Origin of the sequence: Ammoniphilus sp. CFH 90114 (genome assembly GCF_004123195.1) — a bacterium.
GTDB lineage: Bacteria > Bacillota > Bacilli > Aneurinibacillales > RAOX-1 > YIM-78166.
The window spans coordinates 86233-99551 of sequence record NZ_SDLI01000006.1 but is presented as its reverse complement, the minus strand read 5'-3'; the positions used below and the strand labels follow the sequence as shown (position 1 = coordinate 99551).

Sequence of the window (13319 nt, the reverse complement as noted above, 5' to 3'; positions counted from 1 at the left end):
ATACAATAAGGTTGCGGCACATTAAACATATGTTTATAATCTAAACATATGTCTATTAATGAGGTGATGCAAGTGGATAAAGAAGAAGCAATCTTGCATTGGATTAAAGAAAACCCTTATATCACACAGAACGAACTAGCACAAAAACTAGGGCTCTCCCGATCTGCTATAGCGGGTTATATCTCTCAGCTTGTTAAGAAAGGGAAAATTATGGGGAGAGCCTACGTACTACCTGAAGAGTTAAGGATTACATGTATTGGTGGCGCTAATGTGGACAGGAAGGCTACAAGTTTCGAGAGAATTCAATACCACACTTCGAATCCCGTTAAGATGGAACAGTCCTGCGGGGGAGTCGCTCGCAATGTGGCAGAGAACCTTAGCAGGCTAGGTTGTCCCACTTCTTTATTATCTTTTATAGGAGATGACCAAGAAGGCCAGTGGTTGTTATCAACGACAAAGGAACGTGGAGTTGACATAACAAATTCTTATGTAATCCAAAAGAAAAGAACGGGAACCTATACGGCTGTCCTTGATCATCAAGGAGAGATGGTGCTTGCCCTTGCGGATATGGAAATCTATGATGATTTATCCCTAGACATGATTACGGCGAGATGGCCATATATCGCTTCTTCTCGCATGATTTTTGCCGACACCAATATGCCAAGGGAACTTCTTGTCCATCTGATTCACCGCTGCAGCGATGAAGCCATTCCCTTATGTATTAACCCCGTTTCCGCATTTAAAGCCAAAAAGTTATTAGATAACTTAAGCGGAATTAACTTGCTGATCTTAAATCGGGATGAGGCGGAGGCCTTAACCCAGCAAAAAATTGAGGATCTGAACCTTGCTTTTTCTGCTTGTAAAAAACTCATGCAACAAGGAGTGCAGAGGATCGTCCTGACACTCGGTCAAGAAGGAATATGCTGGATGGATCACGCGGAAAGTGGTCACATCCCTGCAGAAATCATTCGTGTAGTCGACGTTACAGGAGCAGGTGACTCATTGGTAGCCGGTGTCCTGTTTGGATTAACAGAAGGCGAATCACTGGAAACGGCCTGCCGACTCGGGATGGCTTGCGCTCACTTCACCCTACAGACCCATCAAACCGTCGCTGCTTTGTCAGCGGAGCAAATTAAAAAAATGATAACTACCCAAACAAAGGAGAATGAACATGAATCAATGGCTTGATTTTTCACCTGAAGTAAGAGAAGCGAAAGAGAAAGGATTGCCTATAGTCGCACTAGAATCCACCATCATTTCCCATGGCATGCCTTATCCACAAAATGTAGAAACAGCCAAGGAAGTGGAGGAGATTATCCGCAAGAACGGAGCAGTACCCGCAACCATTGGGATCATGGATGGGAAAATTAAAATTGGATTAACGGATCAAGAACTTGAATTTTTTGGTACGAATAAAGAGATTTCAAAGGTAAGTCGCAGAGATTTCCCTTATATTGTTTCTAAGAAAAAACATGGAGCTACGACCGTTGCAGCCACCATGATTAGTGCGAAATTAGCCGGCATTGAAGTTTTTGTTACAGGAGGCATCGGCGGAGTTCACCGTGAAGCTGAGCAGACAATGGACATCTCAGCTGATCTCACAGAGCTTGCTCAAACGGATGTTGCGGTTGTCTGTGCGGGGGTTAAATCTATTCTTGATATTGAGAAGACACTGGAATATCTCGAAACCTGGGGAGTGCCGGTTGTTGGCTACAAAACGGATGAATTCCCAGCGTTTTATTCTAGAACTAGCGGTTTTGGTGTAGATTATCGTTTGGATGAGGCTGAGCAAGTGGCTGAGTTAATTCGAACCAAATGGGATCTTGGATTAAAGGGCGGCCTTGTCATTGCAAACCCTGTTCCAGAAAGCCATGCCTTGAAAGAAGATGAAATCGAACATATTATCCAAAAAGCATTAGAAGAAGCCAAATCTCATCTGATTAAAGGAAAGTCTGTCACTCCGTTCTTGCTCGGCAAGATTAAAGAATTAACACAAGGAACAAGCCTTGAAGCCAATATTGCGTTAGTAAAACACAATGCGGAAGTCGGTGCCCAAATCGCCGCTGCTCTAACCAACAATCGTAAGTAGTAATCCCGTTTCCATTTGAACCATTCATCTCCTAATGAAGACTACCGCTAATTGTGATAAATTAATTCTTGTAACAAATACCGTGCTGAAACGGGGAGGTAGCGGTTCCTTGTCACCTGCAATCCGCTATAGCAGGGTTGATGCTTTACCTGAGGGACGGTCATGTGGAGCCTGGGGTATGGAACTTGTGATGAAGATCGCAGCACCTTTGCAACAAAGACGCTCTTGAACGGGTCAGGTCCGGAAGGAAGCAGCCATAAGAGAGATGTGCTCTGTGTGCAGAGGAGACGGGTCGGAGCAAGGGAAATACATTCCGTCTGGATGAACGATTTCGAAGGTATAAGCGCACGGTATTACATAATTATAAATCAACCCCCTTTAGGGAAATCATGAAGGCTCATGTTTTCTTAAGGGGGGTTTTTGAGTTACTGAAACATCATCTTGCCTAATACATTGCTCAGAGGAATACTTCCAATAAATCGGCTGTCATTACTATGATTACGATTGTCTCCCATGACGAACACATGTCCTTCAGGCACCACGATCATATCATCGGAATGATAAGTCATCATTTCCTTTATGTAGGGTTCCTCTAAAGGGATACCGTTACGGACAACGACGCCGTTTTCCTTAAACTCTAATATGTCACCCGGCTTACCTATAATTCGTTTAATCCAAACATGACGTCCTTCGTCTGATGAGCCCCGAGTCAACAGATCCACAATAAAGTGATCTTGAATATCATCCATCAGCGTCCGTTGACGGTCAATTCGGCTGTCTACAATCACAATATCACCATAATCTGGTGGTTCATTGAAGGTATGTCCTACTTTAGAGATGAATACCTTCTGATTATCCTCAAGTGTTGGTTCCATAGATACACCCGACACTTTGGTTGGTTGGAAAACAAATACATTTAACGCTATGGAGATACCGGCCGCGACTCCGAGTGCCTTGGCCCAGCTCAATCCCTCTCGAAAGAAACTCATACTTACCCCCTCCAAGGATCGTGATACAATATAGACGAAAGAGGTACAATATAAGTTACATAAGAATGTGTATTTTTTATAAAAGGGGGTTCTTTTAGGTGGTTACCCGAATCCTAAAAGAGTTATGGGTACACTTTGAGAAAGATGATATACTTGGATTATCCGCTCAATGTGCCTACTACTTTCTACTCTCGTTATTTCCATTTCTTCTTTTCACCTTAAGCCTATTAGCCTTTTTGCCGATAACCGCTGAGGAAGTTATTGAAGTTCTTCAACAATATATCCCGGAAGGGGTCTCTAGTGGTATGGAAGTCCATCTGCGATCCATTCTTGATGTACGAAGAGGAGGGGCCTTATCCTTCGGTATTTTATTTAGTTTATTTACTGCTTCTGCTGCCATGGATGCTATTGTAAAAGCTGTGAATAAAGCATATGGATTACCGGATCGCAAGAGCTTTATTCATTCTCGACTGTTATCGATTATGCTGACCATTAGTCTTCTATTGGTTGTCGTATCTGCTTTAGTACTAAGCGTCTTCGGACATGCCATTGGGGATTGGATGCATGCCACATTAGCGATCCCGGAGGAAAAGATCAACCTATGGCACGTCTTGCGCTGGATTATTAACTTCATCATTGTTATGATCGTATTTATCGGGATTTATTACTTCGCTCCTAACACCTGCTTAACTTGTAAGGAAGTACTTCCTGGGGCGGTAATAGCGGCGATTGGCTGGCAAGTAGCCTCCCTTGGTTTCTCTTATTACGTAAACAATTTCGGAAATTACTCCGCTACCTATGGAAGTCTAGGTGGAGTCATTGTCTTATTGCTGTGGTTTTACTTATGCGCTCTGATTATCTTAACAGGCGGGGAAATTAATGCATTAACCTATGGGTATAAGGAAACAAAGAGGAGAGTGGGATAAACGCGAAGTTTATGATAAAATAAGTATTTGTGAGTGTAAATTAATGAGGGAGAAGGATTTAATTATATGATTAGTACGAACGGTGTAACACTGCGCTATGGAAAGCGCGCTCTATTTGAAGATGTAAATATTAAGTTCACCCCTGGCAACTGTTATGGTTTGATCGGTGCGAACGGTGCAGGAAAGTCCACCTTCCTGAAGATCTTAGCGGGAGACATCGAACCGAATAAAGGGGAAGTGGTCATTAATCCCGGTGAGCGCTTGGCAGTATTGAAGCAGAACCACTATGAATTCGATGAATTCGATGTGCTTAAGACTGTCATCATGGGTCACAAGAGACTATACGATATCATGGAAGAGAAGGAAGCTCTTTATTCTAAGGCAGATTTTACAGAAGAAGACGGCATGAAGGCTGCCGAGCTTGAAGGAGAGTTTGGCGAGATGAACGGTTGGGAAGCCGAATCCGAAGCGGCTGGACTTCTTATGGGCCTTGGTATTAGTAAAGATCTGCACGATAAGAAGATGAAGGATCTTGGCGGCAACGAGAAGGTTCGTGTCTTATTAGCCCAAGCGTTGTTTGGCCGACCTAATAATCTTTTACTGGATGAGCCGACTAACCACCTTGATGCCGAGTCCATTGCTTGGTTAGAGAACTTCTTATTAAATATCGATGACGATACGACCGTTATTGTCGTTTCCCATGATCGTCACTTCTTGAATACAGTCTGTACCCATATTGCAGACATCGACTTTGGTAAGATTCAGATGTACGTGGGTAACTATGATTTCTGGTATGAATCGAGCCAGCTTGCCCTTCAATTGATGAGAGACCAGAATAAGAAGGTTGAAGAGAAACGCAAAGAATTAGAGAAATTTATTGCTAGATTTAGCTCTAACGCTTCCAAAGCGAAACAGGCCACTTCACGTAAGAAGCAGCTTGAGAAATTAACGCTTGACGACATCAAACCTTCATCTCGTAAATATCCTTTCATCAATTTCAAATCGGAAAGAGAAGCGGGTAAGCAAATTTTAACAATTGACCAGATCTCAAAAGATATCGATGGAGAAAAGGTATTGGATAAAGTGAGCTTCACTGTCCACAAAGGAGACAAGATTGCTTTTGTCGGACCGAATGGGACAGCGAAATCTACCTTATTTAAAATTCTAATGGGTGAGCTGGAAGCGGATAACGGAGAGTATACATGGGGGGTTACAACATCCCAGGCTTACTTCCCTAAGGATAATGCCGAATACTTTGATGGTGTTGAACTGAATCTTGTGGATTGGCTGCGCCAATATTCTAAGGACCAAGATGAAACATTTGTCAGAGGCTTCCTAGGCCGTATGCTCTTTTCCGGAGAAGAAACCCAGAAGAAGGCAAGTGTACTGTCTGGAGGAGAGAAGGTTCGCTGTATGCTTTCGCGTGTGATGCTTGTCGGTGCTAATGTTCTTATCTTAGATGAGCCGACAAACCACTTAGACCTTGAATCCATTACCGCCTTGAATAATGGAATGATAGACTTTGATGGTACAGCTCTGTTTGTATCCCATGACCATCAGTTCGTTCAAACCGTAGCTAATCGTATTATTGAAATTACTCCGCAAGGAATCATCGATAAGATGACAACCTATGACGAGTATTTAGCCAACCCTGAAGTGCAAAAGTTAAGAGAAGAAATGTACGCTTAGTTTAAATACGAAAAAACTCCCTATTTTCTTTCGAGGAAGATGGGGAGTTTTCTTTTTTAAAAAACCGTATTTACTTTTTCTTCTTATGCCTTTTTAAGAACTCTTCCACTCTTGCCACACAAGATGATCGATCATAAATTTCATAAAGTTCTTCCGCTTTTCTTATGGGGTCGCCAAAGAAAAAGCGTTCATAAAGAACTTGACGCGTACCAAAGGCGCTCATGCAAAGGTCCCATGCAAGCCGAAACAGCTTTATTTTTTCATATCCATCACGAGGTTCTGATTGAAGCAGAAAGTTAAGGTCGTGGCCTATTTCCGAATAGAAATCTTCTTCACTTGGAATCGTCACTAAACCGCTTGCACCAATAAGCTGCATAATCTCAATGATTCTTGGATACATCTTCGGAAAGTATTGTCTAGCTGCCCATAGAGGTCCTTTAGCAGGAAGCATATTACCCCACCGGTCCACTTGAGCATTCACTTCAGACGAAAGAAGTAATGCTTTTAGCATTTCTAAAGTGACAATAATTTCGCCGATCTTTTCTTTCACATGAGGGTGGTGACCGACTTTCGTTGTATCTGTCATGAGTTGTAAGACGCCTAGAGCGAATTCAGACTTGACGATACTCTTACAGAGAACCTGATGGGTAATGTGGTGGTTCACATTACTTTCCCGATAAAGCTTATTTGCTATATCAACTCTCTCATAAAAAAACACTCGATTCCAAGGCACTAAAACCCGGTCAAATAAGACGATAGAGTCCATTTCTTCAAATCGTGAGGAGAGGGGATAATCGTACGTAGACGTACCATAACTGAGGGGCTCCCGACAAATAAACTGTAAGCCTGGCGTGTCGGTCGGTATGGCAAAAGCAAAGGTATGGGGATCTGTTTCGCTAAATAAGGATGCGGTGTTAGAGACAACGAGGATTTCATCAGTCGTTCCGCCCTTTGTGGCCATGAGTCTCATTCCGTCTATGATGATTCCATCATCATTTTTATCTACAATACAAGCTGCAATAGATTTTGCATCCGAATCTTCTCGAATGATCGACTTAGGACCTATAAACGTATGACTTAAGGCGAGATCGTTTTCTCTGCAATGCTCATAAAAACTACGCATATTTTCCGCTAACATAGGGTCTTGATCGGTAAGTAACGCGGCCGCCGAGCTTAAAGCCATGATCATGGTGTTCATGTAATCAGGGGACCTTCCCATCATTCCCGCATGATAGGTTGCCCATTCTTGAATGGTGAATCTCCGTTGTTCTAAGTCCTCCTTCGTCCTTGGCTGCATAAATGAAGTCCCTACTAGATCTCCTGATAGAGGGGAAGTATAGGTCATTACCCTTTTCTTACTCGGATCATGTTGAAGATCATAGAGAGCCGCTTGACTCTCGATTAGCCCACGAAAAGACGGATGTCGATTCATATTTTTAACCTTTTTCCCTTTTAACCATATAGTGGGCTTGCTTTTTCTTAGCTGACTTACATACTCCTGACCTGTTCTTATGGGCAATACCGTACACCTCCGTTCTGATTTTACTATTTTACTTGAACATCACCTGCTTTTGGTTCTGTCTAGGAGGAGGAACGTTGGAGAGGGTGGCCGGTAGTGGGCACCCTCATTAAATCAATAACTCAATAAATCGTTACCACCATGGACGGGCAATAATTACCAATAGAATAAATAGAACCAAAATAAAGGCATAACCACCATCTGCCACGCAAGGTGCAGCAGCTGCGACAGGGGAGACCGGAGCCATAGGGCCCATAGGAGCCTTCATCGGTTCCATATGTGTCATCATCGGAGCTACAGGGGGCATATTTTCGTACCCATAAGGTGAAACGGGCGGTACATTAGCAAAACCAGTATAAGGAGCTGTTGGGGGGACATTGGCATAACCATGATGGAAGCTTGAAGCCATCATTTATTACCTCCTTTTTTTTGTTCAGGTTATCTTATACCCATAGCCCGGTGATTGTTTGTACGTCTGCCTATGTTCTCTAAAGTTGGGCGGGCAAATGAAGGGTTATCCTAAAATAGGTGTTTGTCAAGGTTAGAGGGATCGGGTACAATTAGTCCTTGGCAGGTTATTACGGGAAGGATGAAGACCCTTGAAAAACATCTCAAGAAATACAATTGAGTTACTAGCTCCCGCCGGTAATTGGGATTGTCTACGTGCAGCTGTAAGCAATGGCGCTGATGCTGTATTTTTTGGTGTAGGAAAATATAATGCACGTGTTCGTGCGGATAACTTCCAGATGGAAGAACTCACGGACATCATGGCATACTTGCATAAATACGGAGTACGAGGTTATGTAACGTTTAATATTTTAGTATTTGAAAATGAGCTTAACGAAGCGCGTCAATTGGTTGAAGCCTGTATGGATGCTGGGGTTGACGCTTTAATTGTACAGGACATGGGCTTAATGAAGATGATTAGGGAATTGTCACCGGACTTTCCGATTCACGGTTCTACACAAATGACGGTGACATCTCCTGAAGCTGTTGATTTCCTAAAGCCTTACGATATAGAAATTATTGTTTTAGGTAGAGAGAATAACTTAAAGCAAATCCGCACGATTGCCGATAAGACAGATACTCCGCTTGAGGTATTCGTACATGGAGCTCTCTGTGTTTCTTATTCCGGCCAATGTCTAACTTCTGAGATGTGGGGTGGACGCTCGGCCAACCGCGGAGAATGTGCGCAAGCTTGCCGATTGCCCTACGAATTAATCGTAGATGGTGAGAAAAAAGAAATGGGCAACATTGCTTACCTTCTCTCACCTAAGGATCTCGCCGCTATTGATCTTGTTCCTGAGCTGATTGAGGCCGGCGTCTCCTCGTTTAAGATTGAGGGACGTCTTAAATCACCTGAGTATGTAGCCAATGTTGTAAGTAAGTATCGTAAAGCTATTGATGAATATATGGCTGGTCGAGACTATACTCCTTCTGCTGCAGAAATCCGCGAACTTCAGCAAAGCTTTAGCCGTGGATTTACTCATGGTTTCCTAGAAGGAACAAACAACAAGCAACTATTGGACGGGACCTTCCCGAAGAGCAGGGGAGTTTACCTAGGCACGGTGAAAAAGGTACTTAAAGATGCGGTACTCTGCGATATAGAAGCGCCTTTAAAGCGTGGTGATGGTATTGTGTTCGACGCAGGCCGTCCTGAGAAGAAAGAAGAAGGCGGACGTGTCTACGATCTTCGACAACGTGGAGTGAAAGTGGAAGGGGAAGTCCAGGATGGTCTTGTGGAGATTGTACCTGGCAGACATGATATTAATTTAACAAAGGTTCGAGTAGGGGATCGGATCTGGAAAACTAGTGACCAAGAGTTAGATCGTCGTCTACGTAAAACGTACGAAACGGAACAAGCATTTAAACTATTCCCACTAGAGATTACGGCAAGAGGGGAAATAGGACAGCCGTTGACAAGCGTATGGCGAGATGTATCAACAGGAAATACCGTCACTGTAGAATCTACGGAAATCATCGAGGAAGCAAGAAAGAGACCTCTTACAGAAGAATATCTTCTTGAGCAGTGGGGTCGACTCGGTGGGACCATTTATGAATTAGATCAAGTACAATTACAATTACCAGGTGACGGTATTATACCGGTAAGTGAGTTGAACCGTATGAGGCGGGTTGCGGTGGAGCAACTGCTCATCCTCAGGGAAAAGCCACGTGCCTATCACAGAAATCTCGAAACTAACGTTTCACCAACAAAAGTTACGGATACTGAATTTACTTCAGCCCAACTATATGCCCTCTGTCGAACGATCGAGCAAATCGAGGCAGCATGTGAAACCGATGCAAACTATGTCTACGCAGATTTTGAATTTACAACAGATTATCCTGAAGCCGTGCAAATTGCAAGACGCTATGGGAAACCTATTGCTCTAGCCACTCCTCGCATTCATATGCCGGGTGAGAATGGAATCTTGAATGGGATGATAAAAGCTGAGCCTGATGCTATACTCGTAAGAAGTCTAGGGGCTCTAGAGTACTTTAATCAGATCAATTGCCCACTGCCTCTTTTCGGCGATTTTTCACTCAACATTGCCAACCATAAGGCTGTCCAACTGTTTCTGAATCATGGGTTAGAGCGCGTCACACCTTCTTATGATTTGAACATCCAGCAAATGATCGACTTGCTTGGTGGTACGCCAGACGCTGAAAAAATGGAGATCGTGATCCATCAGCATCTCCCTATGTTCCACACTGAGCATTGCGTTTATTGCACCTTCTTAAGTGAGGGCACGGACTTTACCAACTGCGGACGCCCTTGTGAAACACACCGTGTCTCTTTGCAGGACCGCATTGGGATGCTTCATCCCGTACGTGTAGATATCGGGTGCCGGAACACGGTTTACAATGCCATCGAACAATCCGGTGCAGAGTATCTGCCACAATTTGATCAATTAGGGATCCGTCATTATCGAATCGAATTCTTAGAGGAAAACGCATCAAAAGTTAAAGAAGTTATTGCTTTATATCGTCAAGCTTTAGAAGGAACTCGTACAGGTACGAGCGTATGGAGAACCCTTAAAGCGACCAACCAACTAGGGGTAACTCGCGGGCAGTTAGTGAAGCAATAACGGCTGCTGTGGTGAATAGGTACGGATAGACGAATAAGGGAAATTTTTTCCCTTGTTTGGCTTCAGACACGAAAAATGGCGGAAATAAGGGAATTAACTTCCCCTAATCTCTAAAATTGAGCTAATCCTGAGTTGATTTCATTAGATAAGGGAAATATCTTCTCCTATTTGAATAAAAAAATAGGTATTATCTAAAATAGAGGGAAATCTTTCCTCTATTTTTTTGTGTTGCAGAAAAGATAATAGGGTGAGACCATTTCCCTTCACCCTACACTCCTACCTTCAACCACAGGATTTCCCCATCGATTTCCATCTGTTTTATCGAACCCTTTTTTATCTTTCGAATGACATCCAGCTGATTCAAATCTAAAAATATTTGCTTATCTTGATAACGAAGATGTGGTGGGCGATTAAAGATCTGCTCATTCACTTTTTCGTTCATAATAGGGTGCATCTCTCGAATCACAAAGGAAACCACTCTACCTTGCACACTAGAGGGTTGAAGAATCAGGGTGAACGGAACTTTTAACAGCCATTTCCTCGCTACACCCTGTATCACTAACGAAGAAGTGACGAAAGTGACTTTAATTTTCTGAACATCCTCGATTTGTGCCTGGATCAGTGCCGTTTGAATCATTTTAGCTGTTATTGGAATGGGAATATAGGCTTCTCCCCATGTTTTTCCTGCATTCTCTTTGAGCTTTCTGATCTCTGGGTGATAGGCCAGTCGATTAAGCTTTCTTCTTATCTGTTGGACAAAACGATTCATAACCTTCTCCCATCTCATTTTACTTATACGTTATAGATATGCACCCTGACCACGGCTGGCGAAACCATTCAACAAACACTTGAATAAGATAGCCTAGAGTAGCCAAGGAAAAGAGTTGTGATAGATGAGAACATTTTCGCCTTACCATTTTATTGGTCCAAATCCACCCACGACATTAAACCCTGTCTCTCGATACCCGAACATTCACGACAGTGCTTTTCTTAGTCCTTTTAGCTGTATCTTGGGAGATGTCATGATCAGAAAAAATGTCTTCATTGCTCCTTTCGTTAGCATAAGAGCGGATGAGGGTTCACCTTTTTATATTGGGAGTCATTCGAACCTACAGGACGGTGTCATCCTTCACGGACTAGCCGATGAATTTGTAGAGGTGAAGAATCGGAAGTACTCCATCTATATAGGAAAGGAAGTTACTTGTGCTCATGGCTCTATCGTACATGGTCCTTGTCTAATCGAGAATAAGGTCTTTATCGGTTTTCAAGCCACGGTTTTCGATGCCACCGTTAGGGAGGGGGCTTTTATTTCTTCTGGTGCTGTCGTAACGAACGGTGTAACCATAGGTCCCAATCGCTTTGTTCCTCCTGGGGCTAGCATCGACACTCAAGAAAAGGCAAACTCTTTATCCCTTGTTCCAGAAGATAAAGCCGAATTCGCCAAACAAGTTCAACGTGTGAATCAGGAATTTCCAGCCAGTTATTCGTTATTGCTTGGTAAACGACGTTGTTCCTGCGGAATGGCATGTTCATGACAATCCCCCCCTAATGGGATAAGATGTTGCAGGAGGTATCATACTACTGTAGACAAGAAATTAGGGGAGGGATCAATAGAACATGGAAACCTACTTCGCGAATGCCCAAGAGCTATGGGAAGCTCTTCAAGAGCACGGTGGCGTTTTGATTCGAGATTTCGAACTGTCCCATTATGGAGATGAAGATCATGCGGCTGGCTACGTCCTCTTATACAAAGGAATTACTCATGACATCCACCGTGTGAACAAAACGGTCGAGATGCTGTATAACAAGCTGGCAGCTGCTGGATTTGAGAACAATATGGAGTTCACTTATCGAGATATCGAACGTCCTGATAAATACAATGGGGCGAAAAGAGAAGCGGTTATTGAGCTATATCCTGGTCTACATATGGCTGAGACGGATGACCAAACGGCTTTTGAAGATCAAATGTAGTTACTTTTAAAGTCCTCACAAGAGGACTTTTTGCTATTCCTAAGGTTTTTGTTGCTACAATGTTCCTTCATAGGTATATTTAGATTTATAACAGATAAAGGAGAGAGAACATTGGCACAGTTTGATCAAGTAACCGTTATGAAGGAAGCAAATATTTATTTTGACGGAAAGGTAACGAGCCGTACCGTTTTATTTCCTGATGGAACAAAAAAAACACTCGGCATTATGATGCCTGGAGAATACGAATTTGGAACAAGTGAAGAGGAGATTATGGAGATCGCTGCAGGGGAACTGGATGTTCTTCTTCCAGGAGAAAGTGATTGGAAAACGTTTGGTGCAGGCACGCAATTTATTGTACCCGCCAACGCATCTTTTAAGTTGAAAGTTTATAAGGTTACAGACTACTGTTGCTCTTATATTAAAGCTTAATAGATATATTGAACCGGAAGTTCCAGCTTCATAGAAGTGGATACTCTCCGGTTATTTTTGGATTGTCTTCAAAAAAAGTAGATTCTCCCTAGTAGATATGATATGATATGTCCGATAAAAGTTCCCTTCCATGAAGGAGGTTTATTATAATGGGTATTGCTCAATTAGACAGCCTAACAGGTTCACTATTCGCAATTGGTGCAATTGTTATTCTCTTAGCAGGCTCTTTCTTTAGCTTCGGTATTTTACGTTTCTTCCAGAAGCGTTTCTTCCAAGGTACGGTATCGTTAGTATTAGCTATTGCCAGCTTCGTGGCTTTGCTCTTATATGTTGATTGAATAAGAAGGGACCGTTCACACGAGTGATTGGTCCCTTTTTTAATTGGATATATCAATGGTTCCTAATTATTACAAGTTGCTGTAAAATATGATTTGTTTGTTTCGTGAATATGGGACGAATTTCTACAGCGGCTGGCTGTTTTGCTGCACAAGACTTATCTGGATGGATCATCCGAACATTACTGGACGAAGATATGGGTTCCCTCTCAAAATAACATACTATGAATCCAAGTGTCCTCATCATGGGGGACACTTTTCTTTTTACGTTTTTACGTGGTAACTT

13 protein-coding genes and 1 other RNA gene are annotated in these 13319 nt (G+C 42.8%); 10 read left to right on the top strand and 4 right to left on the bottom strand.

The window, feature by feature from the left end; translation table 11 throughout:
* Positions 1 to 72: 72 nt before the first annotated feature.
* The 3 genes from EIZ39_RS14780 (at position 73) to ffs (ending at position 2440) form a co-directional block, all read left to right on the top strand.
* On the top strand, positions 73 to 1188 hold the full coding sequence (locus EIZ39_RS14780; protein ID WP_240675820.1) for a carbohydrate kinase: 1116 nt from the start codon (positions 73 to 75) through the stop codon (positions 1186 to 1188).
* Positions 1172 to 2089 (top strand): pseudouridine-5'-phosphate glycosidase, encoded by a 918-nt coding sequence (locus EIZ39_RS14775; RefSeq protein ID WP_129200761.1) that lies wholly within the window; start codon positions 1172 to 1174, stop codon positions 2087 to 2089. The genes EIZ39_RS14780 and EIZ39_RS14775 overlap by 17 nt, the downstream gene beginning before the upstream one ends.
* A gap of 80 nt (positions 2090 to 2169) precedes the next feature.
* Positions 2170 to 2440: signal recognition particle sRNA large type (gene ffs / locus EIZ39_RS14770), an RNA gene on the top strand.
* A 74-nt stretch (positions 2441 to 2514) separates the two neighbouring features.
* On the opposite strand, the gene lepB is transcribed toward ffs, so the two are convergent.
* Complete coding sequence (gene lepB / locus EIZ39_RS14765) at positions 2515 to 3078, bottom strand: signal peptidase I (protein WP_129200760.1); 564 nt, start codon at positions 3076 to 3078, stop codon at positions 2515 to 2517.
* Between the two features lie 98 nt (positions 3079 to 3176).
* On the opposite strand from lepB, the gene EIZ39_RS14760 reads away from it, so the two are divergent.
* Both EIZ39_RS14760 and EIZ39_RS14755 read left to right on the top strand, forming a co-directional pair.
* Entirely contained in the window at positions 3177 to 4004 is an 828-nt protein-coding gene (locus EIZ39_RS14760) for a YihY/virulence factor BrkB family protein (RefSeq protein WP_129200759.1), read from the top strand.
* Positions 4005 to 4070: 66 nt separating this feature from the next.
* The gene (locus EIZ39_RS14755) at positions 4071 to 5693 is read left to right on the top strand and encodes an ABC-F family ATP-binding cassette domain-containing protein (RefSeq protein ID WP_129200758.1); all 1623 of its coding nucleotides are present in this window, start codon (positions 4071 to 4073) and stop codon (positions 5691 to 5693) included.
* A 70-nt stretch (positions 5694 to 5763) separates the two neighbouring features.
* Here the strand turns inward: EIZ39_RS14755 and hpaB are convergent, their stop codons facing one another.
* Both hpaB and EIZ39_RS27090 read right to left on the bottom strand, forming a co-directional pair.
* The gene (hpaB, locus tag EIZ39_RS14750; protein WP_129200757.1) at positions 5764 to 7212 is read right to left on the bottom strand and encodes a 4-hydroxyphenylacetate 3-monooxygenase, oxygenase component; all 1449 of its coding nucleotides are present in this window, start codon (positions 7210 to 7212) and stop codon (positions 5764 to 5766) included.
* 133 nt (positions 7213 to 7345) lie between these two features.
* Positions 7346 to 7624, bottom strand: a complete 279-nt coding sequence (locus EIZ39_RS27090; protein ID WP_205668564.1) for a YjcZ family sporulation protein — start codon at positions 7622 to 7624, stop codon at positions 7346 to 7348.
* A gap of 187 nt (positions 7625 to 7811) precedes the next feature.
* On the opposite strand from EIZ39_RS27090, the gene EIZ39_RS14740 reads away from it, so the two are divergent.
* Positions 7812 to 10298, top strand: a complete 2487-nt coding sequence (locus EIZ39_RS14740; RefSeq protein ID WP_129200756.1) for a U32 family peptidase — start codon at positions 7812 to 7814, stop codon at positions 10296 to 10298.
* A gap of 268 nt (positions 10299 to 10566) precedes the next feature.
* Here EIZ39_RS14740 and EIZ39_RS14735 read toward each other — a convergent pair whose 3' ends face one another.
* A complete protein-coding gene (locus EIZ39_RS14735) occupies positions 10567 to 11067 on the bottom strand; it encodes a hypothetical protein (RefSeq protein ID WP_129200755.1) in 501 nt (166 codons plus the stop codon).
* Between the two features lie 253 nt (positions 11068 to 11320).
* On the opposite strand from EIZ39_RS14735, the gene EIZ39_RS14730 reads away from it, so the two are divergent.
* From EIZ39_RS14730 to EIZ39_RS14715, 4 genes are all read left to right on the top strand, one after another.
* Positions 11321 to 11833, top strand: a complete 513-nt coding sequence (locus EIZ39_RS14730) for an LbetaH domain-containing protein (RefSeq protein WP_368666321.1) — start codon at positions 11321 to 11323, stop codon at positions 11831 to 11833.
* A gap of 82 nt (positions 11834 to 11915) precedes the next feature.
* Positions 11916 to 12269, top strand: coding sequence for a hypothetical protein (locus tag EIZ39_RS14725; RefSeq protein ID WP_129200753.1), 354 nt, complete (start codon positions 11916 to 11918; stop codon positions 12267 to 12269).
* A 111-nt stretch (positions 12270 to 12380) separates the two neighbouring features.
* A complete protein-coding gene (gene ppnP / locus EIZ39_RS14720) occupies positions 12381 to 12698 on the top strand; it encodes a pyrimidine/purine nucleoside phosphorylase (RefSeq protein WP_129200752.1) in 318 nt (105 codons plus the stop codon).
* A gap of 149 nt (positions 12699 to 12847) precedes the next feature.
* Entirely contained in the window at positions 12848 to 13036 is a 189-nt protein-coding gene (locus EIZ39_RS14715) for a hypothetical protein (RefSeq protein ID WP_129200751.1), read from the top strand.
* Positions 13037 to 13319: the final 283 nt, after the last annotated feature.

What these genes read in the sequence shown, in the direction of transcription:
- EIZ39_RS14775 (WP_129200761.1), top strand. Translation starts at nt 1,172, where the DNA reads ATGAATCAATGGCTTGATTTTTCACCTGAAGTAAGAGAAGCGAAAGAG.
- lepB (WP_129200760.1), bottom strand. Translation starts at nt 3,078, where the DNA reads ATGAGTTTCTTTCGAGAGGGATTGAGCTGGGCCAAGGCACTCGGAGTC.
- EIZ39_RS14755 (WP_129200758.1), top strand. Translation starts at nt 4,071, where the DNA reads ATGATTAGTACGAACGGTGTAACACTGCGCTATGGAAAGCGCGCTCTA.
- EIZ39_RS27090 (WP_205668564.1), bottom strand. Translation starts at nt 7,624, where the DNA reads ATGATGGCTTCAAGCTTCCATCATGGTTATGCCAATGTCCCCCCAACA.
- EIZ39_RS14735 (WP_129200755.1), bottom strand. Translation starts at nt 11,067, where the DNA reads ATGAATCGTTTTGTCCAACAGATAAGAAGAAAGCTTAATCGACTGGCC.
- EIZ39_RS14730 (WP_368666321.1), top strand. Translation starts at nt 11,321, where the DNA reads ATGATCAGAAAAAATGTCTTCATTGCTCCTTTCGTTAGCATAAGAGCG.
- EIZ39_RS14725 (WP_129200753.1), top strand. Translation starts at nt 11,916, where the DNA reads ATGGAAACCTACTTCGCGAATGCCCAAGAGCTATGGGAAGCTCTTCAA.
- EIZ39_RS14715 (WP_129200751.1), top strand. Translation starts at nt 12,848, where the DNA reads ATGGGTATTGCTCAATTAGACAGCCTAACAGGTTCACTATTCGCAATT.